This is a genomic window from Gammaproteobacteria bacterium (assembly GCA_014075255.1).
GTDB lineage: Bacteria > Pseudomonadota > Gammaproteobacteria > UBA4575 > UBA4575 > JABDMD01.
The window spans coordinates 1,932,536-1,955,764 of sequence record CP046178.1 but is presented as its reverse complement, the minus strand read 5'-3'; the positions used below and the strand labels follow the sequence as shown (position 1 = coordinate 1,955,764).

The window sequence follows — 23,229 nt, the reverse complement described above, 5'->3', positions numbered from 1 at the left end:
GAGGGAGGAGTATCTTCTGAGAAGAGCGCCAGGGCAATGAATATCTATATAGGTGGCCATACTAGGCTTTTCCTGCTATAAGTAAATTTCATTATTTACATGATAGTAATCGCTTTTATATATGATAAATCTGCCCACCGTTAAGCAGCTCCGCTATCTGGTAGCACTAGAAAAACAATTGCATTTCGGCCGTGCAGCAGAAACTTGCTTTGTTACTCAATCTGCATTTAGTGTTGCTATTAAAGATCTCGAAACGCTTCTCAATGTCTCATTAGTAGACCGGACCAATCGAAGTGTAGTGTTTACCTCTGCTGGTAAGTTAGTCGCGCAACAAGCACGCCTCGCGATATTTGATATGGAAGGCATTGTCGATATCGCCAAGTCAGTGCAAGAACCCTTAAGCGGAGTATTGAAAATGGGTGTAATCCCCACCATTGCTCCTTTCTTGCTGCCAAAAATTCTACCTAAGATTCGAAAAAAGTTCTCAAGTCTTGAGCTTTATTTGGTTGAAGAACAAACTAAGAAAATACATGAACTATTATTGCTAGGTGAACTAGACATTTTACTGTTAGCACTTCCCGTTGAATTAAAGAATACGGAAACGATTTCAATATTCAATGACCCTTTTAAGCTTGCCTATAAAAAAGACACTACTCTAATCGACCCAGATAATTTTTCACCAAATAAGCATAACAATGATGCAATTATGTTATTAGCGGATGGACACTGTTTGCGAGATCATGCATTGAGTGCCTGTAGTCTTGGCCGTAAAACGAATATAAGTAAATTTTCTGCAAGTGGTTTATACAGTTTAATTCAAATGGTCGACAGTGATCTTGGCATAACCTTCATACCACAAATGGCAATTGATAGCGGCTTATTAAAAAATACTAAAGTACAAACTAAAGACTTATAAAGACAAATCTTATCGAGAAATAGGCTTGGCTTGGAGAAAGTCTAGTGTTAGGAAACAAGAATTTAAATTACTGGCTGATGTAATTCAGGAAGTTGTCGGTAAGTAACCACTTGTATATTGCCAGGTTTAGAGAGCAAGTAAGCTATTAAGCAAAGTAAACCAACACCTACCCCACACAATACGTAAATATTCTCAACAAACAGTAATGTAAGTGAATAAGACGCTACGATAGATGAGGTTGCAATCCACTTTACTTTTGTTGGAATAACTCGGTGCTCTTGCCATTCCTGTATTGACCGTGCAAAAGGTGATTTGTAATATAGCCAAGCGTGAATTGAGGGTGATGATTTAGCAAACGCCCAGGTTGCTAATAAAACAAAGCATGTAGTAGGTAATAATGGAAGAAATGCTCCTACAATACCTAAGCTAAGCGAGGCTGCACCGATTGTATTGTAGATAATTTTCTTCATGTATATATTTCTAAATATTTCTAAAATATGAACGAGTACAATTAGTAAGTGATGTGCCGGGCTGCGTGTTTAAGCTAATACAACCCGACACAGTTTTAGTTTAGATTACTTTATTTAGCTGGCTTTACGTATTCCCGTAATTGCAGCAATAGAATCTCTCACCATGACTCCGTACTGTGAGTCTGCTTGATCAAAGTGAGGCAACATACGATCTTGTACATCACTTGAGCATTGACTTAATCCACCCGCAATATTGTCAACTAACTGTAGTTGTTGATCACTAGACATTAAGCGAAATAAATCACCCGCTTGAGTGTAATCATCATTGCCCTCATTGCGGTCATAGCGATCTACGTCACCCGAGATGCGTAAAGCTGGTTCAGGTGTTGCTTCTTTCATTTCTTGGCCATCTATTGGACCACCCTTAGTATTTGGATAATAGTTCGCACCCGCTTGATCAATTACATTTGCATCTGATCCAGGCTGTACTACTCCCGCCATCGCACCTGATCGCTGATAGTTTTGTGCACGTGTTGCATGTGGGCAGTTAACGTGAACTTGATTATAGTTTGCGCCTACTCGATAACGCTGTGCATCGGCATAGGCAAACAATCTTGCCTGAAGCATCTTATCTGGTGATGCACCTATACCTGGCACCATGTTGCTAGGTGCAAAAGCAGCCTGTTCTGTTTCAGCAAAATAGTTCTCAACATTACGATTAAGTTCTAAAGTGCCGATCTCAATTAATGGATAATCGCTGTGGCTCCAAACCTTGGTAACATCAAAAGGATTCACCTTATAGGTTTCTGCATCGGCTTCAGGCATGATTTGAACTTTAACTGTCCATTGAGGAAAGTCTCCGTTCTCAATTGCATTTACTAAATCACGTTGAGCATGATCGGGATCTTGTCCTATGGTTTCTCGTGAGGTAGGTTCGGTTAAACACTCAATACCTTGTTTTGTTTTAAAGTGGAATTTCACCCAATAACGCTCGCCGTTCTTGTTCCACATTCCAAAGGTATGTGAACCATAACCATTCATGTGACGGTAATCTGCAGGTACACCACGGTCTGACATTAAGATGGTAATTTGATGCATCGCTTCTGGGTTCAATGACCAGTAATCCCAAACCGCTTCTGGTGATTTAAGATTTGTTTGCGGGTCTCGTTTCTGGGTATGAATGAAATCTGGAAATTTATGTCCATCTCGAATGAAAAACACTGGTGTATTGTTTCCAACAATGTCGTGATTACCTTCCTTAGTATAAAACTTCACTGCAAAGCCACGAGGATCACGCTCAGCATCACCCGAGCCCATTTCACCACCTACTGTTGAGAAACGAAGAAAGACTTCTGTCTGTTTGTCGTTTCCATTTAGAAAGTCAGCAATTGTGTAATTAGAAAGATCTTTTTTTAAGGTAAATGTACCGTATGCACCTGTTCCTTTGGCATGCACAATACGCTCTGGGATTCTTTCACGATTAAAATGTGCAAGTTTTTCCATTAATGCCACATCTTGCATTAAGACTGGACCACGTTCACCTGCGGTTACTGCGTTTTGGTCATCTGCTATAGGGATGCCAGTAGAAGTTGTTAGTTTATTTTGCGCCATCATTAAGCCCCTTATCGTTAAATTAAGATCAGTGCAGGCTCTGCACTGTATGAGTTCTGATGGCAGTAATAATCCACTCCTATTGTTAATTAGTAAATTAGATTGTTTTCATGGTAATAATCGTTTTTATAGATGGTTAATTATATACATATAACACTTATCTGGAATTCAGTACCTTTTAACCCGACTTGCTAATAACAGACTGATTTTAAGTAAATTAATTGAAGCAAGAATGGGCGGTATACAGGGAAAAGTGTGATTGATTACTAGTTATTACTGAGTGGTTATTACTAAACTATATTTGTTTGTTGATAACTGAGGATTAATATAACTTCTGAAAATGGCAAACCTATTGAAAGATAGGGGCGCAAAATCACCGGTCTAAGGAAGCAAGGATTCTATGACAGCGGAATTACCAGATAGTGAACCTCTCTCTCCAACAACTCTCTCATTCTCTACGTCTGAACGCTGTTTACCTTGCTTCCTAATTCCTTTTAACTAGGCGCTTCGCCTAGTCATGAATCTTCGTAATTATTTATGCTATGTAATAGCTATTCCGCTACACCTTTCTTGAATTGCTCCAAATAACAAAGACCGCAATAGCAGCTAAAACTAAATAAATAAAATAAGTTGAGTTTATAATATTTCTCTAAGACAAATATAAGCTAAACCACTGAGGGGTATCGGGTTGGATTCAATAAATAACACATTCAAAATGACCGCTAACGACCCAAAGTGGACATTAGTATGTTTTACTACAACGACGAATGAAGTTCTCGCCATCCACTACGAAGTACACGAATAGCCGAGCGTAAAAATAGAATTAATAGAACGACTGCAATCACCAAATCAGGCCAACCAGATTGAAAGACCCATACTCCAAGTGCCGCAGCAATAACGGCTATACCTTCGTTTACATCATTGCGTGAGCATTCCCATGCAGACGACATGTTCACATCACCATATCGATACGACATTAACAACCAAAGACATATTAAATTAACTCCTAAATTTAAAAATGCAGCAATCCCCATTGATTCAAATGCAGGGGTTGCCGGATGAAATAAGCTCCAAGCAATCTGTATAGCAACGACAAGTGCTGCACCTAGGATCAACACGCCTTTAAACAAAGCTACACGTGCTTTGGCGACCAAGCTTGCACTTATCACCATCAAACTTAGTGCGTAGGTTAATGCATCACCGAAATTATCTAGTGCGCCAGATAACAGAGATGATGAGCCGCTGATGATTGAACCGAAGACCATCATTAGAAACGTTGCTGAATTTAGCACTAGGATAATAATCAGCACTCGACGTTGCTTAGCATGTAATGCCGCAACGTCTATCTGGTTCTGGCAACAACTTTTACTCACAAATGATGTATCCATATTCGGTGGTGGTCTATATTATCTAATAAAATCTATCGAATGACTGCTATTGGTCGAACGTAGGCATAGAATTTATTAAATTCAAACAAAGAACTAATTATGAAAAAACTGCATATCTCCATTTCTACGGATAAGTTAGATGAAAGCATAAAAGACTACAGTGAGCGTTTGGGACAGCAGCCATGCTCGCTTGTAAATAATGAATATGCATTATGGAGAACAGAAGCACTTAATGTTTCAATTCGTCGAGATAAAGATTCTTCACCGGGATTGCTTCGTCATTTAGGGTGGGAAGATGACAGCGCATTGGAATTCAGTAGTGAGATAGACGTGAATGGAATCATATGGGAAAGGTTTAATGCCAAACATCAGGCAGATGAAATTAATGAACTCTGGCCCCAAGCAAATTATCGGATTAAATAAGTAAAGCTCAGAATGACCGCATTAGAGCAATTGCGGTCATTAGTATTGTATGAATAGGCTTTGTTTAATTAAAGCGTTTGGCTGTTCTTGCTAACAATAGAATTGCCGTTAGCCAATAAAAGGCACCGCCACCTCCGCCGCCGCCATCTTCTGATGCAGCAGGGCTGCTAGAGGTTACGGTACGTTCTAATGCTGTTGCGGTAGATGTATTCGATGGTGCATTTCCAATAGCATTCAAGGCAATGACTTGATAGGTATAGGCTGTTCCTACGGTTAGGTTAGTATAGTTATCCGTATAAGAAGTAGTATTGGCTGGTAAATTAGCGATCGTAGCCAATCCCCCACCGTTACTTGCTCTTTGCACCATAAAGTTTTGCTCATTGTTACTATTATCTGTCCAAGCTAATGCGATATCACCTGTGTTTTGCGCGCTTGCACTTAATCCTGAAGCTGCAATAGGCGCAGCGGCAGCTTGGTTTACGGTACGATTGTCAGTGATAAGTTGGTTACCAGTAATAATATCAATTCTTTGTGTGACATTTGAGCTATCAAATGATGAAGTGAATGTGAAAGTCCCTAATCCTGCGGTTTGGATTTTTTCAGTAATAATTTGTTGTGCAGCTGCAGCAATAGAAGCAATAGTGCATTGATATGATTTACCAGCAGCGAGTAATGCACAGGCTTGCCCATTTACTGTAACTTCGCTAAAACTAGCGAATGCAACATTATCGATATCACCATCAATTTGTACGTTGCTCACTGCAACCGTACCGTTATTTGTGACAGAGACTTGACGAATAATTTCTTGTTGTTGCGCAAGATTATTTGCTGGTGCGGCGCCGAATCGAGCGAGAGCGATATCAATTGGCTCTTTGTAGCAATTCCCAAGTGCTATATGTGCATTTATTTCATCTCTTGAGCATTGTGAAAATGCATTTAACCCATTCGCTACAACTGGAGACATAATAAAGGTACTTGCTGGGCACGCAGCATTGTTAGGTGGACCATCATGTTCGGCGCCAAAGTTATGCCCCATTTCGTGCGCTAGGATGACTGAAGCCACCCCTTCCGAAGCCCGATCTTCGTTTACACTTATTGCGATGTTTAAACCATTTTGTGTAACACAGGTTGCACTTAGTGGCGCGATCCCGGCAACACCGTTACCTATTAACGGTACTTGTATATCTCTAGCGGTGATTAAAGCGCCTAACGTGAGTTGATTATTTCCAAATACATTAGCTTGATTAATAATAGACTGATTTAACAAAACCTCTGCATCGGTTACACCCACAAACAGTGGATTGTTATTGTCGAAACTTTGTATAGCCGTGTTGTTAATAGCAATGCCAAGACTGTTGCGATAGATAGCATCAACATTATTTATAATGCGCATCGCACGCTGTATTGAGTCAGCATATTGAGCGGTATGAAACTGATCTAGTGCCAGCACTACATTGACTGCTTGAGTGATACCACCTACAGCAAAGGCAACATTGTTTTGCCCTAATACTCCACCGTTCACCGCATTCGCATTTGGAACGATAGAGGCTAAAGCTGACTTTGTTACTTCATTATATGCATGCGGCATCGCGCACATGTTTGACAGATCAAATTCACCACTTAGGTTCAGTTCGTTGGCTTCCATAGAAACGGAAATATCATTACCAACAACACTTAGCGCTACTCCAGAAAGACCTGCACCTTTAAGTTCATATAATTTATCGTGAATAGACGCAAGACCCTGCCATTCGCCATCGTGATAAGAAGCTGCTACCCAGCTTCCAGGTACTTCAGGTGCGGCACCTTGATAGAGTTCTAAATCGTTATTTTCTTCTGCATTGACATCTATGTTGACTTGAATGCGTTCTGCTAAGCTACTTTTTTCTAGTTCAACTGCGTAATCAATTCCATCTACGGTAATAAATAAGTCATCAAGGTCTGTAGATGCATGCGCAGCGCATGTGATTAAGCTGCATATAAATAGTATGTGTAATCCAACTCGTAATCTCATAAGTAGCCATTTTTATGTTAACCAGTTTTACCTGGGCCTCATATTAGAGGCAATGATTGAAATCTCATCGTCTGCAATATTTTCTTTAAAATCGACACTCAATTCTTTTATGTAGCCATATTCTTCATCGTAAGCAATGATTAAATCCGCTGGATTTTTTTCTAATGCTTGCTCAACAAATAAGAACATGCCTTCAATAGTGTTAAAGTCACCGTAATGCTGCGGATCGACATCATCTCCAGTATCCGCGTAGCGTACGGTCTCAACTTTGTTATCACCAACTTCAAACACCATCATTCGAACTACTTCAGGAACGCAGTAGCAGATTTTCTGCATTTCAATTTCGTAGTTGCTAATTTCATGAGCCATCCATTTCTCTCGGTTACTTTGAACCTCTGAGGAGATATCGTTTGAAGTGGCTTTAGTACTTTCTGGTGTTACCGTTTCAGTGGTTTCATTCTCAGCAGTTTCTGTTGGTGCCTCATCTTTATCTCCACCACATGCGCTAATGCTTAAAATAATGCTGCATGTAATTAAAATAACGGTGTACTTAATTAAACCTTTCAAAAAATACGACTTGGATATTTCATGTAAATTATAGAGTGACATTTTGAGCTCCTTTTAGAAGTAGGCCTATGTCGAAGCAATAAACGGTGGTTTTTTCACGACAAAGTGTGGCATGAATAATTTTGTGGTGTAGTTAATATTATGGTTAAAAGTTTATTTGATTCAGACAGTTAACCACAGTATGCGATAACACATCATTTAGTGCTAGGTAATGGGTATGAATCAGCCCATCAAGCGGACAATATCAGTATAGATGTCAGCGAAAATGCGAGTTTAGGCCAACGAAGGTGCCACCATTTTGTTCACATAAAACACGCATTAAGGTGGCAAAACGTATCCCTGTCCCTTGTTCGCTATCGGGCCGACTAAATTGAATTGGAAAACCCACCGCATGAATGCGCACACGACGGTTACCTTTTTTGTTTTTAGGGTTTAATCTACTTACTTCACGCAATACAGATTGTATAGAAGGTCCGGTAAATTCATCTCCAAATACGTATAAACTGATTTTTTTATTTTTTGAGTAAAAAGTATTGATTGCTGCTGTAATGCCTTCAACCGGACTACTGTTGCTAAATGCTTGCCATTTACTTAAGCGTTTTATAATTGCATTTCTACGAGCAGGAGTGTCAGGAATCCACTTTCCTGTGTATTGAGTAAACATATATTCACCCATATCATTCATTACCTGTATACCTTTTACCTTAGGATAAATATCTAATACTTCTGATAATTTTTGAACAACAGAACCCCAGCCATGGTTGAACATACTTCCTGATGTATCGATTATAAAAATTATATACTCGCTATCGACAGGTATTCCGCCAACCGTATCATCTAGTGTACTAGGAATTCGCTCTTGCTCTTGAAGACGGCGCATCTCTTCACTTAAATCTTGTTTAGCGGACGCCAATTGTTGTTCAATTTTGTTTTGTACCGATGAACTATCTTTTGAAGCTGAAAACTTTCCTAGGATAGAAGATAAGTCACCCTGAAGAAGTGCTATCTTTTCTAGATCTTTAGACACTTGTTGTTTCTTGCTAACTAATTCTCGATTTAATATATGCGCCTCGCCTCTTATAACAAATAATTCCTCTTGCAATTTTGATACAACGCTTTCTAGATTTTCAGTATATTCTTCAAAGATGACCGGTTCAGCTGTTTTCGAGAGTACTAGTAATAATATCAGTGCACCAAAACCACAACATACGCAGTCTAAAAACGACAAACTAAATACTTCTATATTTCTGCGGTGTTTCACTTTAGTAATTAATATTAAATTAGATTACGGCCAATCTTTAGAAGGACTAAAAAATGCACCATTGGTACGTTGTGCTAATTTCCAGTATTCACTAGAGGCTTCTGGATCTCCTTCCATATGAAATAAAATAATATTTACGGGTACACCACCAGGCAATTGCTCTAATGCTTTGCGATAATGCTTTTTGCGTTGTTTCGCACTCACAGTATTGCCAAAACTTGTTGAAGCACCTTTTGTAGGCAACCCATCTGTTAGTAAATAAATATTATCAGGTGGTGGGGATAAATTATTAATGCGCTCAAAAGCAGTATAAAGATTTGTGCCTTTTTCTGGTGCGGTGTTAAATAAATTTTGTACGGCTGTATTTAAATGTTTTCCATTACTACCATCTAACCACTGATTTCCCACAATTTCATAAGTGGGGTTAGCGGTCTCATTAAAGCTATAGAGTTGAAAATTGCTTGAGGTGGGAATACGTGTAGTAATCCAGTCTACGGTATAAAGTACTTGTTGCCATTTCGCTGCACGCACTCTTTCTTTTGGTGGTAGATTACGAAAGCGCAGAACATTGATAATTCTATCGGCCAACATGCTAGCTGAGCTATCTACTAGTATTAGGATTCTTTCGCCGCCCATTTTTAAGCCCGTAAGGTATTGTCGTTGGCCTTGTCCTGCGAACTGTTTTAAACGGTCTCCTTCTAGTTGTTTTTCCGCCCCCCCTTCTAAACGCAGATTTTCTTCTTCTATTGATTTCAAGTCTGCTTTAAGAGCTTCTATATTTTTTAGTTTTGCAAGTGTGTCTTCATCTAATCTTGCCAGCTGAGTCCTGTTTTGTTTAATATTTTCAACTACTTCATGTGCTAGTCCTTGAGTTTGTACTAATTCATCATTTACTGTCTGCAGTGAGTTTTTGAGTTCAACTAAATATTTTTGCGCCTCTAGAACTTCGATATCAAGCTTAGTTGCCTCTCCTGTCACCCGGTAATTAATTTTTTCTCTTCGATCATAGGTATTTGCATTTATTATCATAAAAAATAAAATTACTGCTCCAAATCCGCAAAACATTACATCTAAAAAAGCTAGACTAAAAACGTTGACTGATTTACGTTTCATTATCCAGTACTTTTATAAACAAGCAGCTTATTGCGAAATTTTTAATGGTCAATACATCGTCTATATTCGCTGAAGATTTTATTTCGATTTTATGTTGGTTTAGGGTAACAGACTGATCACCTATAATATGTATTTCAACGCTTAAATTATTAGCGACGATTTTACAAATACTGTTGTGATTTTCTTCTAGCATTATTCTTGGTTCAGCTGTGACATCGCTACTGGCAATGAATATAGTTGTTTGCAGCGAATAAGCATGACCTTTAATTAAGACATGAGTCGGAATACTGGCAAGATTTGATAATTTCCCCGAATTAAAACTCAATTTGGTACTTGAAGAATTAGCACACCACTTTAAGGAGTTCACATAATGAACCTGATCTCTAGATATGATTTCATCGCTACAACGAAATGCGTGCTCAGTAAGACTGGCTTCATCTAGTTGAGCTATTGCACAACCTGGCAGGCTGGATAAAAATTCTTTCAAGCCGAATACTTGCCGGCAAGTTGACGAACAAAATATAGCAATATTGTTGTGGTTGTGAAAAAGCACATTTAAGTGAGCAGCTATTTCATCAAACTGTTTTCTATTCGCTAGTTGAAGAGTTTCATTTTGTATTTGTATAGAAAATATTTTACCACCGGTATTTAATCTGCATTCAATAGAGTTTCTTTCACTTAAGTCAGCTAACCACAGTGGCAATTTGTCAAAAAATTGTTGTTCATCATTTGCAGAATACAATGGGTCAAAGCGTGTTTCTGCTATAAATTTCTTGGCAATATGGTTTGCACTATTTCCAATTAAATTATGTAAACCATAGTTAAGTATATGGCTAGGCTGCTTGAGAGTGAGCCCAGCTTCATCCTGTGTGATCTCTGTTACTGCTAATTGCTTTTGTAACAAATCTAAAAATACTGCTTTGCAATCTTCTACAGGTTGTTGCATTGCAAGAGTTGCATTGCACACAATTCCTGTAACGTTTATAGATAATTTTTTACAAATACCAAGCAACAAGCCTAAATCATGCTTTTCAAGGTTTACTGGCGTGATTAAAATTGCATTTTGATCAGTACGATTTGCTAAATTCCATAGTTGCTCGAGATGACGCAATGCTATTTCAGCATTACTGATAACACGTTTAGTGTCGCTATTTTCCGAAAGTTGGCTCCAAAAAAGTGTGCTACTTTCACGTGGTCGAAGATGTGCTTGTTGTGCGGCCTGTTCGCCTACAAGAATGGTTTTGTCTGCTTCAATTAGTGCACAACTAACACTATTGGCAAGAGTATTTTTGCCATCACTAATTCGCACACCACTGTCATAAAATTCGATAATTACAAGTGGCATGGCAATACACCTTAGGTGACTTGCAAGTGGCGAATTAGATTATTGTTGCAGTAATTTTGTGTATCTAAAATAAAGCGTTCCTGCAGGAGCTGTAATTGGTGCACGATAAACATCAATACTATACTGATGCATAAAGCAATCAATGTTGAGTTAAAAGCAACGCCTAGACTTTCCGTCACCCCAGAGATGTCACCCTCCACTGCTTTATGTGCTTGACCTAAAGCATCGCCAATGCCTCTCACTGTGCCTAAAAAGCCAATCGATGGAATTGCCCAAGTGATATAACGGATAATTGATAGTTCAGAATCCAAACGCTCTGATTCAGACTCGCACACATTGATTGCGGCTGAAGATACATCTTGAATATTTTCAGTTGAGCTAAAACGATGTAAGGCAATTGTTAAAGCTCTTGGCAATAAGTATGTTTGCTCTTCTTCAGGTAGAATTTGAATCTGTCTAGCCAGTTCGCGACTATCCTGAGGTAAAAATTTTATCCCATCTTTAGCATGTAGGATGTCTATGTCTAATAAACTACGTTCACGAAATAAACTAGAACCTTTGAATGCCATTATGAATAAGGACCAAAACATTAATATGAAACAGGCCTCCTGTTCATAGTCACGCACTAAAACAAATATTGATCGTTTTGGAACATAATCAGTATCAACTTTCAGTTGTGTAGCTTGTTGTTCTAGTTCTGCTTCTGCATTGGGGCGAATGATCGCAACATAAGCTGCATGAACCACGATAATGATGACTAATAGACTAAATACCTGATATACGAATTCAAATGGGAAATGTTTTTTCATTGTTTACAACTAAAAATTAAATTTAACTAGTTTAAATATCATTTGGGAAGGCAACTGGTTTATCAGCTGAAACTTCTTCGGATGGGATAAATTCTTCTAAGGTTTTTACTTGCTTACGTTTGCTGACACTCACTTTTGGGTGTTTTGTTTTTTGTTCTTTCGAAGCCACATCTTTTTTTTCATTTTCTTCAGCCGCCATAATCGCAAATGAAAAACATAGCATTATTAATATAACAAATAGATTGCGTATATTCATAATGACTTAGTCTAAGTATTTAGCTATACGAAAGCCAACATCAATACGTTTGCTATTATCTCGATCACGATAACTAAGGCGCGTACTGCTTAAGTCTCCTCGCATCCAAGATGCGCCACGTATCACATGTTTATTGTCTATCGCTTGTCCCAAAACAGGGCCTGTAGGATCAGTAAATACTTCATCACTTAAGCTAGGGTAGAAACTATGATAGTCATGACACCATTCAGCTACATTGCCACCCATGTCATAAATACCGAAATAATTGGCTTTAAAACTACCTACTGGCGATGTCGTAATATAACCATCATTGTAATCAGAGATAACAGGGTCTAATAAATCTACTGCAGATTGGTCTGCGTAATTACCAGTTACCTGAGTAGGTGGGAAGTTAACACCCCATTCATAACGATTCATACTAGTGCTGCTTTGTATGCGAGCTGCCCATTCCCATTCGCTTTCAGTAAGTAGACGGTAACCAGTTGGAAGGGGATTTTTTGCTACCAAGGCGCCATTTTCTTCACGATAAACTTTAGTAAGGCCATCTTTTTCACTTAGCCAATTACAGTACATAGCCGCATCTTCCCACGATATGTTTGTAACGGGTAGATCAGCAGTAGATAAGCTATGGCCTTTATAGGAACCTGAGTTATGGGTATTTTTAAATGCTAAGAATTGTTGATTTGTGATTTCGTATACGCTTACATAAAATGGTCTGACTAACTCAACAGAATGCAATGCTTCATTTGATCGCCGTCCTTGTTCACGGCGTGATGATCCCATAGAAAATTTCCCGCCAAAAATTAACTTCAACTCATGTCCTTCTGAAGTGCGAAAGGTATTAGGTTTGCTTACATTAGCAGTGCTAGTGATGCGAGATAAGCTGATATCATAAATTTGTGGCGCATTAGGTTTTGGCGATATCATTTTTTCATATACTTCATAACCTGACTTTCTAATTTCTAGTCGTTGACTTGCACTAGGTAGAGATAATTTTACATTGCCGTTACCAACAAACTTTCCATTGATGAAAACTTCTGAATCGGTGGGTTCAACGTTTAATATAACTGTACCCAAGATAGCCTCTAGTGTTGCTGTTATATTTTGTTGTTCTCCGGGTTTTAGTGTAACGGTTTGTTGGTTTGATCTAAATCCAGGTTTTGAAAGAGAAATGCTGTGTTCCGTATTAGGATTCAAGCGCACGGTAAAAGGAGTAACCCCTTGCTGTTGCCCCGCTATAGAAACAGTAGCTTTTGTTGGCGTGCTTGTGATAACTAAGTGACTTGGGCTTGTAAATAGTTCTGCAATTGGAAGATCAAACGGTTGACTGGCATCAACAAAAAATCTTTTATATAGGGCATATAGTTCTGATGACGTAAGTCGAGACTATACTGTCCTGAATTGAGTTCTAATGTTTGTGGCGTTAAGCCCCTGCTCTCGCCGTTTAACCAAATTTCTGCGCCAACAGGTATGGAGTCGATTACTACATTTACCCAATCAGGTAGCAACTTGATATTCAATTGTTGTTGAACTTCTTTACCTTCAATTACAAGTTGAGTCGTATAAGGTTGGTAGCGTTTTGCATTCGCTTCTAAAGTATAGGTTCCTGCTTCAAGTTCTAAACCTTCAATAGGAGTATTGCCGTATATTTCACCATTAATTATGACTTCTACTTGCTCAGTATTTGGGCTAGAAATATTTAGATAACCAGGTTTCTTTTCTAAGGTAAATGACAGGGTTTGTGATTGATGTTTACTAACTTCAATCTCAGACTTCAATGCGCGGTAGCCCGATTTTTCAATTTGTAAAGAGTAAGTACCAGGCTGTACTAAATAACGGTCTTGTACTTTGATAGGCCAAATGTTCCCATGTAATGCAACACGGTCTGGCGTCGGTTCAATCTCAATTAATAAACTTTTAGCTGTAAAAATATATCCAAGTACAATTGCTAATAAACCAAATAGTAATAAGCCGATAAAAGAAAACATACGGGTAAAGCGCCTACTGGGTTTTATTTGTGTACCAGGCTCAGATGGAATAATGGGTTCGATAAGTTCGCCATCAGACGCGATCGCTTCGTTTCTTGAAACTAAGTGAGAGTCATCTTCATATAAAGAAATAGAAAGGGTGTTTCCAATAAGCTCACAGTGAAATGTAGTATCTTCTATTTCTAATATATCATCATGTTGTATTTCTTTTTGACCACTAACTACTTCATTATTTAACAGAATTTTAAATTTGGAATTTTCAGTATCTATGTAAGTACGGTTAACAATGATTATTAGAAATGCTGCTTCCTGAGTGACTTTGTAATCTGCTTGCCCACTTTTGATTTCTATATCTGCATTTGGGTGTGAGCCAATGGACAAAGGAAAGTCGACATGGGTATAAAACCTTGGGCCTTTGCGATCACTTATGCAAACTTGCTCTATCACTGTTGTTTATATTTTTAAATTAGTTTGTAAAATCAAATTGGTTCGTCACACTGTACGGATATTATTTTACTAGACATGTCCGAACTTACGGTAAGCACTTTTCTTACATCTCGAAAACCAGCACGGGATCCCACTATGGTGTATTTTCCGGTTTTAAGCTCAATACTACGCTGATTAAATTTTCCATATTTACCAACCTTAAAAATAACAATGTCAGTTTGATTATCAGATTGTAACGTAATCGAAACAGGTTGATCGGCGAGCTTAATCAATTCACTAAGTGTCGCAGCACTTTGTTCAATTTTGCTTCCAGGATTATTGATCGATGAGATTTCTTCTAATAATCGTTTAGCTTTATTAGCTATTTGGTCAGAACCCAGGCGTAATTTATTATTGATGTGCTCATCAAGTCTTGCAAGTATCGTTTCGCGTTGGCGACTTCGTTCTAATCCTTGAAGTGCAGATGGCAAGTTTGATGAAAGCGTAAGCATTTGCTGGTAGCTTTCTATGGCATTGCTCCAATCTTGAATATTTTCAAAATGTTGGGCTTCAGCCGCTAAAGCTGAAAGTCTTTCATTACGTATTGCTTGTTCAATGGCAACGATGCCTTGTTTAGGTTTTTCTGAATTTGGCGCTAGTTTTTGTGCAGTTGTGAACGCGGTACGTGCATCACTATACTGGTGTTTTTTTAGTAATGTATAGCCCTGGTTGATGAGTCGGTTAAATTCATTTTGTGCCAGTCTATTTGAAACTCTATCTAATGCAGTTTTTGCTTCAGGTGAAAGAGGATCTAAATCGGTTGCTTGCTGGTATATAGTTTTGGCATCGACAAATCGATTTGCGGCTTCATATTTTCCACCTTGCACAAGCAAGGCATACAATTCTTTAATAGTTTCAGCACGTCTTAAACCATTTATTGCTTGAGTATTACTTGTATCAATTGATTTCGCTAATTCAAAATGGATAATTGCAGTATCTTTTTCAGCTTGTGTTAAAGCTAGCCCACCTTTTGCTAAATGTTCTGTAAGTGTAGGTTCTACCTGCCTTTCTAAGTCCATCAATATCGCTGCTGCATCTTCATAAGCTGCAATTGATTGTTGGTATGCCTGTTTACGAAAGTGTTCATCACCTCTGGAACCTTGCTCTAGTGCAATTTTAAATTCCTCGTTAGCCCATTTTTTAACGGCTTTATTTTCTAAAAATTTTTGTTTCCCTATAATTTCTAGTAACAGTTCTTCAGCCTGTTGTTTAAAAGCGCTACTCTCTTCAGGAGATAAGGATATAAGTGGTTCTGGCTCTTCTTCAACAGCTTGCGAGGGTTCTTCTAAAGAGAGTGTTTCAACTTGTGTCTGATTTTCCGGCGTAATTTTATTGCGATTTTCAGCAACATACTTAGGCAAGAAAAAGAAAACAATTAATGCGCAAAGTAATAGTGAAACAAAAACAAACCATAGAATAGATTTTTTGCTTAAGCCTGGAGTTGATTCCTTGTTTTTCTCTGCAGACTCTTGCAGAGTTTCAAAATCAATGGCTTCAATTGGAGTTGCATCTTTGTCATGCATTGCGCTTCTATAGCTCTAATAAATGTTGTTTTTAAGCGATTGGCATCCATGAAACAATATCATGCTATGCGAAGGTGGACTTAAGTGTCGCAGTATTATAGCTGTGCGCTATTTGTGTCTACAGCATTGCCATCAAAGGCAAATCCAGTCTCGTTAATATAAATTTCGTGTAGTAGCTCACGCCATTTTTGATATTGCTCTTCTATAGAGCCGGTTAGTTCTACTGTACGCCCTTCAATTTCAACAACCAATGGACTTACTTCTGCTTGTAGAGAGTCACCTAGCTCACGTATGGCTTCATTATGTATTTCAGCTTCCTCACTAATATTTTTAACGGTTTTGTGTACTAATATAGCTGATACAGCACCAGGGATAGCGCCACCATTAAGTATATTTTGTAAGATAAATAACGCACCCATCAATCTTGTCTGGTTGGCACGTCGTTCAACTGCACGTCGTTGTTCAGCTTCAATCAGGTAATATTTGCGCCAGTTTTCATATGGTTCCCACATTTCTCCATAAAAATTAGAATAATGCTCGTTTATGGTGTCTATAAATAAAAATTCTCGATCACGCACTTTACGTACGCGATCTAACATAGGGTCATCATTTGCTGGCAAGCGAGTAATGGTGCTTTGCCCATTAGGTCCAGAAGCAATGTAATTTGCAAAAGGATCTGGTGATAGGCCTGCAGCATAGCGAATCTCAGAGGTGTTACGAATCGCGGTCAGGTCTTCATCGGTTAATTTTTTACGATGTTTTCGCACATCATTTGCAATACGATTATACACATACTGATAAACATCTTTACCTGGCTTTGTAAGGAGATACGATTCGTCATCTGCATAGGTTTTATAGGACTTTTCAAACCACGCTTGTCCTGTGCTATCTATAACATTTATTTTTATCATCATCTCTTCGCCGTTTGACGTTAAGATGATCCCAGTTACTACAATATCTGCAATATACGATTTTTCTGGCAACACACGGATGGCGCCCCAGCCATTTGAGCGTTGCATTGTTTCTTTTAAATGGTAAGCCATATAACGTGATTCGGCTTGTCGTATATCTTCGTGTGCCCCTTCTTCCTTTTTTTGCTTGTCTGTAATTTCACCTTTTTCAAATAGTAAAATTCCTACATCAAGCAAATTGCTCTCTTGTAGCTGTGTTGTTTCAGTCTCAATTTCTTCTGCTTCAGTAACTTTAACGCCCGTAGTAGAGCAGCTACTGCTAACAAGAATTATAAATAAAGTTAATAAGAGTGAATAAATATTATTATTTTTATATATTGTCATGATCGTTTTGTTATTGACTAGAAGCATTCGGTGGAGGTGCGCTAGCGCTGGTTTGTTGTTTTTTGTATTTTCGATATTCTTCCCAAAGTTTTTCACGTAATTCAGGATCTTGTTCTTTCTCTGCTGCTTCACGCAATTGTCTAGCCACTACATCATCGTCCGAGCCACTAGGAATATTTTTTGGTGCAGTGCCTTTATTGCCTTGGCCATTGTTACTATTGTTAGATTCTTTTTTGCCCTCTGTTTCACTACCCTCTGTTGATTGTTGTGAACCTGCATTGGCTATCTGTTCATCTTCAGAACCACCTTGCTCGGTAACCTCGCTGTCCTCGCCGCTTTCTTCAAATTCATCTTCTGCATCAATACCATTTTCTGCTGCTTCTAACGCTTCACGTTCTTTGGCACGAGTTTGTTTTTGTTCTTCTGCCTTTTCAAGCTCTCCATGCAGTTGTTTATCGTATTCGCTTAATTCTTTATCAAGCTGTTTATCTAACATAGCTACTTTTTCTTCGTCAGTTTGTGCTTCTCCAGCTTGGGGCTCCTCAGATTCTTTCTTAGCTGCATCTTGTTCAGAGGCTTCGCCGTTTTTGTCAGCTTGCTTCTGTTCGCTGGATGAATCTTTCTCTTTACTAGCAGATTCTGATTTGGATTCTTCTTCTGAAGAAGAGGCACTGGATTCAGATTCTGAACTTGGTGTCGGGATAGATGGCTTACTATTCGACGATGAAGTGCTACTGCATGCACCTACAAAAGTGCAAAGCACAAATACCAATAATAGATAAGTTGCTGTCTTCATATCGACACGCGCATTACGCTAAGCCCCTGAATAATCATGGAAATTTCCTAAAAACACAGCAATTACTATACTGTACACAGGTCACTAAGGCTAAAAGGATTATAACTCTATGACACGAATCGACTTTGTTTAGTTCCAGCGGTACTTACAACACTAGATAAGCTTAACAAAAGCTTAAAACCTCATATTTAGTAGCGCTTTTTTATGTTTTTAATTCCACTCATTACTGCTTGGTTTGTAAAGACATGTAAACAAGTGCGTGCCTATTTAGGAGCTAAATAAGATGTGCATTTTTATCTTCAGGATTGTGACGTAGTTTTACACGTTACATGTGAAATATTCGAACTAAGCTTGAGCAAGAGAGTCTTACTAACATAAGGAAGTCCCCAAGCCATGGATGGCACCCTTACTCTTATATTTGCGGTTACAAATTCTTCAGCCCATAAATAATACTGAATAGCATTCTTATTGGTTTCTACTAAAGTAACTGATATATGGAGCGAAGGCGTGTTTGATTTATTGCTAGATGGAGATGTTGCTGTACGCCTGAGTATTTTTATAGCCGTATTTGCCGTGTTTGGAGTGTGGGAACTAATTGCGCCTCGTCGCAAAGTAACCAGTCCGAAAAGTGTGCGTTGGCTGAATCATTTATCGATTAGTGCAATCAATGTTCTCGTTACAAGGTTACTTATCCCAAGTACATTGATAGCCGTCGCTTTTGGCGCTGAATGGAATAGCATTGGGTTACTAAATGTAATTGAGCTACCAGTAGTTGTGTCGATTATCATCGCGCTATTACTGCTCGATCTTGCTATCTATATCCAACATATATTATTTCATAAAGTGCATTTATTATGGCGTTTACATCGAATGCACCATGCTGATTTAGATTTTGATGTGACTACGGGCATCCGTTTTCACCCAGTGGAAATTGTTTTTTCCCTGGGAATAAAAATGTTTGTTGTGTTGGCTATTGGCGCACCATTTATTGCAGTTTTTATTTTTGAAGTGCTACTTAATGCCACTTCGTTGTTTAATCATGCAAATATTCGTATTCCAAAAAATATTGATAAAGTATTACGGGTTTTTATCGTAACACCCGATATGCATCGTGTGCACCATTCCATTATTCGTGAGGAAACGGATAGCAACTTTGGTTTTAATGTACCGTGGTGGGATTACATTTTTAAAACTTACTGTGCGCAGCCTAAGGCCGGACATATCGGAATGACGATAGGCATTGATAGCTTTCGTAAGCAGCGCGAGCTTTGGTTAGATCGCTTGCTGTTGCAACCATTCAGAAAAACAGATTAAGCTTGTTGCTCTGCATGACGGACTATTTTGTTAGTTAACAGCATGATTAAAATAGCTGCTCCTGCATAGGCATACAAACCAATATGCTTTTCAACGCTTCCTATTGCGCCCAATTTAATTACTACTACTAATATTGCTACTACAAAAACATCTAACATCGACCATTTGCCGAATCGGTGCATTAGCTCTAGCACTTTTTTCGTGCTTCCACTGACCAATGATTTACTCAATACAAGTTTGGTTAACAAGAATAGTTTAAAGATTGGCATAATAATGCTAAATAAAGCAATTACAGCAAATAAAAAAACCTGGCCTTGCTTAAGTAGGTTCCAACAAGCTGTTAAAATCGAAAATGTATTTTGAATTAATATGAATTTTTTAAAGGTAATAATCGGTGCAACTAAGCCAATAGCAAGTAACAGTCCTGCAACTGCAAGCAATAGTAATAAAACAGTTTTGTTTGCAGTAAGTTGCACGTTTAAAATAAGCCAATATGGTATTAAAGTGGCTATTAAAACATGAAATTGATACAAGAACTTAATGCAGATCACAGTCAACGCGTGGTGATCGAAACGGCTAAAATGGACTGGGAAACATCAGAAGCGGGTGGCGTACTACGAAAACGTTTAGAAAGAGTTGATGCAAAGCCTGAGCCAGTCACCACAATTGTGCGTTACCAAGCTGATAGCGCCTTTCCAGCACATCAGCATATTAAAGGCGAAGAAATATTAGTATTAGAAGGTACTTTTTCTGATAATCGTGGTAACTATGAGGCGGGGAGCTATCTACGCAATCCTGCGGGCACCAAACATTCGCCCTTCAGCAAAGCCGGTTGCACCATCTTTGTAAAATTACAGCAATTTCAAGAGAGTGATTCCAAGCCGTTGCAAATCCAAACTAAGCAACAAACATGGCTGCCCGGATTAGTGCCGGGTTTAAATGTTATGCCATTGCATGAACACATTCATGAGCACGTTGCATTAGTAAAGTGGGAAGCGAATACAATTTTTCGGTCGCATCGCCATATAGGCGGCGAAGAAATATTTGTTTTAGAGGGTACGTTTGAAGATGAATTTGGATATTATCCAAAAGGAACCTGGTTGAGGAATCCACCGGATAGTTTTCATACCCCTTTTACTAAACAGGGTTGTGTGATCTATGTGAAGACCGGACACTTAGGGGACGGATATCGTAATACTTAAGTGGAAACTACACTTTAAAACAAATGCGGTATTTCATATAATTGTAAAGCTAAATTACGTACTGTAGTGACTGAATGTGAACGGATCGTGGCGTCAAAATATTGACTATGTTAGCGTAGCTGCAATACCTTATCTAAATCTACACAACTACATAAATTTATCTTTGGTTGAAGGAAAGTAGAGTATGAGTGAAGAGTTAGAAAAATTGGATGGTGAAGATAGTGCCATTCTGAATAAACGTGGCTGGTTTTTAGTGACGTATTTTCAAACAAGAGAGGGTGATACTAACTCTAATGCTTATGACTTAGCTGTAGAAAAAGCTAATTCTATTGATCGTCAAACTGGAATTCGAACACGAAAGAAAGGTAATCACACCTTATTTGAGATTTGGGAGAAGTGGTAGTTGTATTCTAGTTTCGATGTACGCGAATAATTACATCCACGTCTTCGATTTTTAGATCACTAGGAAGTTCTGGAAGTTTTGAGATTTCTACACTTTCGTTCGCTACGTCTTCTAGTTCGCCAGTATCAGAATAATATAAGTGATGATGTTTACTTAGGTTGGAATCATAGAACACTTTTGAGGGGTCTACGATCACTTCACGAATTAACCCATGTTGAGCAAATACACCAAGCGTGTTGTATACAGTGGCTTTAGAAACTTCATCGTCATCTTGGTTAACAGCGACTAATACTTGCTCTGCAGACAAATGTTGTTTGCAAGAAAATAAAACCTCGCCTATTTTTATACGTTGATGAGTTGGTGTAATGCCTGAATCACGCAACATAGCGACTACATCAGAACGCGACTTTGGGAATTTCTTGAGGCCTTGCATGCTTAGAATTATAGACATAATTTAGACAAAGTCTATTTACAGTTCTAACACCTTGTATATGTAAGTGAATATGTAATTATCCACTAAGAATATGTTGCTATATGTGACGTATTAAGCGAATTGGATATTAGCGCTGTCATGATCCTGGCAGAGGCAATGCTCATAATAATTCCATGGCGATAATGCCCGCTGTTTATATATAAGCCGCTAATCTGAGGGTGCTTACATATATATGGTACATCGCGCTGTGTACCAGGACGAAGTCCGGACCATTGTTTTATCGGTTTAATTTTTGCAATCGATGGTACTAATTCATGCGCAATGTTTTGCAAAGTTAGGCGCGCAGCCTGTGTAATTGTATTTTCAAATCCCACATGCTCTACGGTGCTGCCACATAATATATGGCCATCTTGTCTGGGGATCAAATATGACTTATCTTTCAGTATAATATGAGAAAGAATTTTATTAGGTAATTTGTACAACAACATTTGTCCTCGTACTGGTGCAATATCAATATCACTGTTTTCTTGAAATAAATTCTTTGTCCACGCCCCACCGCATACAATTACTTTTTCAGCATAAAGATTTCCATTTTGTGTGGCTGTTCCCGTAACTTTATTAGTTTCGATTAGAAGTTCATTAACCGTAGTGTTCTCAAAAACATCAATTTTATTATTTTGTAAGGATTGCTGAAGTGCATCAATAAGTTTGGACGGCCGGATTTGTGCAATATTTGGCAAATAAAGTGCTTCTTTAAAAATGGGTGAAATATTTACCTCATGCTCCAGTAATGATTGCCGAGCAAGAATTTCTACTACCTCATTGTTTTGCCTGGCCCATTCTTGTGCAGCTTGCTTTTCATCAACATCTAGTACCAACATTCCCGATTGAATGAACTCTGAGTTAATATTGGTTTCTTGTTTTAAATCTTCTACAAGCGAAAAAAAGTTTTGCCTACCTTCATCTATTAAATATTGTGCTGCTGCACTTTGTTTCCAGGGGTTAAGAGCTGATAATATTCCACCCGCAGCCAATGTTGCTTCGCCCCCTAGATTGCTTTTCTCAATTATCGCAACTCTATAGCCTTCACTGTGCAAGTGGCGGGCCGTTAGCATACCTATTATGCCACCACCTACGATGAGTACATCAAAGACATTAACTAGTTTATTTGGCACTTAATTTAGTGTACTGATTATTTGAAGTCTATATAAAAGTAAGCTCGACACATATACTGGCTATCTTAACAAGAGATCTAAGTAAGATATTTGGCTATGCAGATTATTATTAACGGCGAATCAAAGACAGTTGGTGAGAAGCTGACAGCTCAGCAGTTATTGCAACAATTGGGTATCGCTGAGCACAAGCTGGCGTTAGAGATTAATCAGGTGATTGTGCCAAGGAGCACTTTGTCTCAGCATGTCATTCAGCCAGGTGACGCAGTAGAAATCATCCATGCAATTGGTGGAGGCTAGCTTGTGTCATGTGTGGTGGGCACTTTCGTGCTTATTTAGACTAGGGATACATTGAAGCACGCTTAAAAATAAATACATTGCGGCCCAACATTCGCAACATTCTTCGATAATTCTACCGATATGTGTATGGTTAAGATCAGATCTGTC

Annotated in this window: 23 protein-coding genes, 1 pseudogene and 1 riboswitch; of the genes and pseudogenes, 6 read left to right on the top strand and 18 right to left on the bottom strand. The window is 38.5% G+C overall.

All coding sequences use genetic code 11. The features are described from left to right. Nucleotides 1-124: 124 nt before the first annotated feature. Nucleotides 125-1,022: pseudogene (locus GKR92_09960) on the top strand (LysR family transcriptional regulator). On the opposite strand, the gene GKR92_09955 reads toward GKR92_09960, so the two are convergent. From GKR92_09955 to GKR92_09945, 3 genes are all read right to left on the bottom strand, one after another. Beyond that, the gene (locus GKR92_09955) at nt 979-1,386 is read right to left on the bottom strand and encodes a DUF454 family protein (protein QMU61999.1); all 408 of its coding nucleotides are present in this window, start codon (nt 1,384-1,386) and stop codon (nt 979-981) included. The pseudogene GKR92_09960 and the gene GKR92_09955 sit on opposite strands and share 44 nt — an antisense overlap. 114 nt (nt 1,387-1,500) lie before the next feature. Then, a complete protein-coding gene (locus tag GKR92_09950) occupies nt 1,501-3,000 on the bottom strand; it encodes a catalase (protein QMU61998.1) in 1,500 nt (499 codons plus the stop codon). Nucleotides 3,001-3,329: 329 nt separating this feature from the next. Then, nucleotides 3,330-3,417, top strand: a riboswitch (cyclic di-GMP riboswitch). Between the two features lie 335 nt (nt 3,418-3,752). After that, nucleotides 3,753-4,385, bottom strand: a complete 633-nt coding sequence (locus GKR92_09945) for a cation transporter (GenBank protein QMU61997.1) — start codon at nt 4,383-4,385, stop codon at nt 3,753-3,755. 99 nt (nt 4,386-4,484) lie between these two features. Here GKR92_09945 and GKR92_09940 point away from each other — a divergent pair, with 99 nt between their 5' ends. Next, nucleotides 4,485-4,808: a hypothetical protein gene (locus tag GKR92_09940; protein QMU61996.1), complete on the top strand. Its 324-nt coding sequence runs from the start codon at nt 4,485-4,487 to the stop codon at nt 4,806-4,808. A gap of 64 nt (nt 4,809-4,872) precedes the next feature. Here the strand turns inward: GKR92_09940 and GKR92_09935 are convergent, their stop codons facing one another. From GKR92_09935 to GKR92_09880, 12 genes are all read right to left on the bottom strand, one after another. Then, complete coding sequence (locus GKR92_09935; GenBank protein QMU61995.1) at nt 4,873-6,819, bottom strand: hypothetical protein; 1,947 nt, start codon at nt 6,817-6,819, stop codon at nt 4,873-4,875. Nucleotides 6,820-6,846: 27 nt separating this feature from the next. Continuing rightward, nucleotides 6,847-7,428 carry a hypothetical protein gene (locus GKR92_09930; GenBank protein ID QMU61994.1) on the bottom strand — a complete coding sequence of 194 codons (582 nt, stop codon included), beginning with the start codon at nt 7,426-7,428 and terminating at the stop codon, nt 6,847-6,849. A gap of 214 nt (nt 7,429-7,642) precedes the next feature. Beyond that, nucleotides 7,643-8,647, bottom strand: a complete 1,005-nt coding sequence (locus GKR92_09925; GenBank protein QMU61993.1) for a VWA domain-containing protein — start codon at nt 8,645-8,647, stop codon at nt 7,643-7,645. Between the two features lie 24 nt (nt 8,648-8,671). After that, entirely contained in the window at nt 8,672-9,760 is a 1,089-nt protein-coding gene (locus GKR92_09920) for a VWA domain-containing protein (protein QMU61992.1), read from the bottom strand. Continuing rightward, nucleotides 9,750-11,105 carry a hypothetical protein gene (locus GKR92_09915; protein QMU61991.1) on the bottom strand — a complete coding sequence of 452 codons (1,356 nt, stop codon included), beginning with the start codon at nt 11,103-11,105 and terminating at the stop codon, nt 9,750-9,752. Before GKR92_09915 ends, GKR92_09920 begins: the two co-directional genes overlap by 11 nt. Before the next feature lie 11 nt (nt 11,106-11,116). Then, nucleotides 11,117-11,914, bottom strand: coding sequence for a MotA/TolQ/ExbB proton channel family protein (locus GKR92_09910; protein ID QMU61990.1), 798 nt, complete (start codon nt 11,912-11,914; stop codon nt 11,117-11,119). A 31-nt stretch (nt 11,915-11,945) separates the two neighbouring features. After that, nucleotides 11,946-12,113 carry a hypothetical protein gene (locus GKR92_09905; GenBank protein ID QMU61989.1) on the bottom strand — a complete coding sequence of 56 codons (168 nt, stop codon included), beginning with the start codon at nt 12,111-12,113 and terminating at the stop codon, nt 11,946-11,948. Between the two features lie 63 nt (nt 12,114-12,176). Beyond that, nucleotides 12,177-13,373, bottom strand: a complete 1,197-nt coding sequence (locus tag GKR92_09900; protein QMU61988.1) for an SUMF1/EgtB/PvdO family nonheme iron enzyme — start codon at nt 13,371-13,373, stop codon at nt 12,177-12,179. A gap of 71 nt (nt 13,374-13,444) precedes the next feature. After that, nucleotides 13,445-14,605 carry a PEGA domain-containing protein gene (locus GKR92_09895; GenBank protein QMU61987.1) on the bottom strand — a complete coding sequence of 387 codons (1,161 nt, stop codon included), beginning with the start codon at nt 14,603-14,605 and terminating at the stop codon, nt 13,445-13,447. 32 nt (nt 14,606-14,637) lie between these two features. Next, a complete protein-coding gene (locus GKR92_09890) occupies nt 14,638-16,167 on the bottom strand; it encodes a hypothetical protein (protein QMU61986.1) in 1,530 nt (509 codons plus the stop codon). A gap of 95 nt (nt 16,168-16,262) precedes the next feature. Next, on the bottom strand, nt 16,263-17,462 hold the full coding sequence (locus tag GKR92_09885; GenBank protein ID QMU61985.1) for a hypothetical protein: 1,200 nt from the start codon (nt 17,460-17,462) through the stop codon (nt 16,263-16,265). A 10-nt stretch (nt 17,463-17,472) separates the two neighbouring features. Next, a complete protein-coding gene (locus GKR92_09880) occupies nt 17,473-18,258 on the bottom strand; it encodes a hypothetical protein (GenBank protein ID QMU61984.1) in 786 nt (261 codons plus the stop codon). A 507-nt stretch (nt 18,259-18,765) separates the two neighbouring features. On the opposite strand from GKR92_09880, the gene GKR92_09875 reads away from it, so the two are divergent. Then, nucleotides 18,766-19,572, top strand: a complete 807-nt coding sequence (locus GKR92_09875) for a sterol desaturase family protein (protein QMU62775.1) — start codon at nt 18,766-18,768, stop codon at nt 19,570-19,572. Here the strand turns inward: GKR92_09875 and GKR92_09870 are convergent. Further along, on the bottom strand, nt 19,569-20,129 hold the full coding sequence (locus GKR92_09870; GenBank protein ID QMU61983.1) for a paraquat-inducible protein A: 561 nt from the start codon (nt 20,127-20,129) through the stop codon (nt 19,569-19,571). The two genes, GKR92_09875 and GKR92_09870, sit on opposite strands and share 4 nt — an antisense overlap. Between GKR92_09870 and GKR92_09865 the strand changes: the two genes are divergently transcribed. Together GKR92_09865 and GKR92_09860 are read left to right on the top strand one after the other, a co-directional pair. Further along, nucleotides 20,091-20,774 (top strand): cupin, encoded by a 684-nt coding sequence (locus tag GKR92_09865; GenBank protein ID QMU61982.1) that lies wholly within the window; start codon nt 20,091-20,093, stop codon nt 20,772-20,774. The genes GKR92_09870 and GKR92_09865 overlap by 39 nt on opposite strands. Nucleotides 20,775-20,958: 184 nt before the next feature. After that, on the top strand, nt 20,959-21,177 hold the full coding sequence (locus GKR92_09860) for a hypothetical protein (GenBank protein QMU61981.1): 219 nt from the start codon (nt 20,959-20,961) through the stop codon (nt 21,175-21,177). A 7-nt stretch (nt 21,178-21,184) separates the two neighbouring features. On the opposite strand, the gene GKR92_09855 is transcribed toward GKR92_09860, so the two are convergent. Both GKR92_09855 and thiO read right to left on the bottom strand, forming a co-directional pair. Then, a complete protein-coding gene (locus tag GKR92_09855) occupies nt 21,185-21,562 on the bottom strand; it encodes a transcriptional repressor (GenBank protein QMU62774.1) in 378 nt (125 codons plus the stop codon). 131 nt (nt 21,563-21,693) lie between these two features. Beyond that, a complete protein-coding gene (gene thiO / locus GKR92_09850) occupies nt 21,694-22,785 on the bottom strand; it encodes a glycine oxidase ThiO (protein QMU61980.1) in 1,092 nt (363 codons plus the stop codon). Between the two features lie 96 nt (nt 22,786-22,881). Here thiO and thiS point away from each other — a divergent pair, with 96 nt between their 5' ends. Then, a complete protein-coding gene (thiS, locus tag GKR92_09845) occupies nt 22,882-23,082 on the top strand; it encodes a sulfur carrier protein ThiS (GenBank protein ID QMU62773.1) in 201 nt (66 codons plus the stop codon). Nucleotides 23,083-23,229: the final 147 nt, after the last annotated feature.

What these genes read in the sequence shown, in the direction of transcription:
- GKR92_09890 (QMU61986.1), bottom strand. Translation starts at nt 16,167, where the DNA reads ATGCATGACAAAGATGCAACTCCAATTGAAGCCATTGATTTTGAAACT.
- GKR92_09945 (QMU61997.1), bottom strand. Translation starts at nt 4,385, where the DNA reads ATGGATACATCATTTGTGAGTAAAAGTTGTTGCCAGAACCAGATAGAC.
- GKR92_09950 (QMU61998.1), bottom strand. Translation starts at nt 3,000, where the DNA reads ATGATGGCGCAAAATAAACTAACAACTTCTACTGGCATCCCTATAGCA.
- GKR92_09860 (QMU61981.1), top strand. Translation starts at nt 20,959, where the DNA reads ATGAGTGAAGAGTTAGAAAAATTGGATGGTGAAGATAGTGCCATTCTG.
- GKR92_09915 (QMU61991.1), bottom strand. Translation starts at nt 11,105, where the DNA reads ATGCCACTTGTAATTATCGAATTTTATGACAGTGGTGTGCGAATTAGT.
- GKR92_09910 (QMU61990.1), bottom strand. Translation starts at nt 11,914, where the DNA reads ATGAAAAAACATTTCCCATTTGAATTCGTATATCAGGTATTTAGTCTA.
- GKR92_09885 (QMU61985.1), bottom strand. Translation starts at nt 17,462, where the DNA reads ATGACAATATATAAAAATAATAATATTTATTCACTCTTATTAACTTTA.
- GKR92_09865 (QMU61982.1), top strand. Translation starts at nt 20,091, where the DNA reads ATGAAATTGATACAAGAACTTAATGCAGATCACAGTCAACGCGTGGTG.
- GKR92_09955 (QMU61999.1), bottom strand. Translation starts at nt 1,386, where the DNA reads ATGAAGAAAATTATCTACAATACAATCGGTGCAGCCTCGCTTAGCTTA.
- GKR92_09905 (QMU61989.1), bottom strand. Translation starts at nt 12,113, where the DNA reads ATGGCGGCTGAAGAAAATGAAAAAAAAGATGTGGCTTCGAAAGAACAA.
- GKR92_09920 (QMU61992.1), bottom strand. Translation starts at nt 9,760, where the DNA reads ATGAAACGTAAATCAGTCAACGTTTTTAGTCTAGCTTTTTTAGATGTA.
- GKR92_09935 (QMU61995.1), bottom strand. Translation starts at nt 6,819, where the DNA reads ATGAGATTACGAGTTGGATTACACATACTATTTATATGCAGCTTAATC.
- GKR92_09880 (QMU61984.1), bottom strand. Translation starts at nt 18,258, where the DNA reads ATGAAGACAGCAACTTATCTATTATTGGTATTTGTGCTTTGCACTTTT.
- GKR92_09930 (QMU61994.1), bottom strand. Translation starts at nt 7,428, where the DNA reads ATGTCACTCTATAATTTACATGAAATATCCAAGTCGTATTTTTTGAAA.
- GKR92_09940 (QMU61996.1), top strand. Translation starts at nt 4,485, where the DNA reads ATGAAAAAACTGCATATCTCCATTTCTACGGATAAGTTAGATGAAAGC.
- GKR92_09855 (QMU62774.1), bottom strand. Translation starts at nt 21,562, where the DNA reads ATGTTGCGTGATTCAGGCATTACACCAACTCATCAACGTATAAAAATA.
- thiS (QMU62773.1), top strand. Translation starts at nt 22,882, where the DNA reads ATGCAGATTATTATTAACGGCGAATCAAAGACAGTTGGTGAGAAGCTG.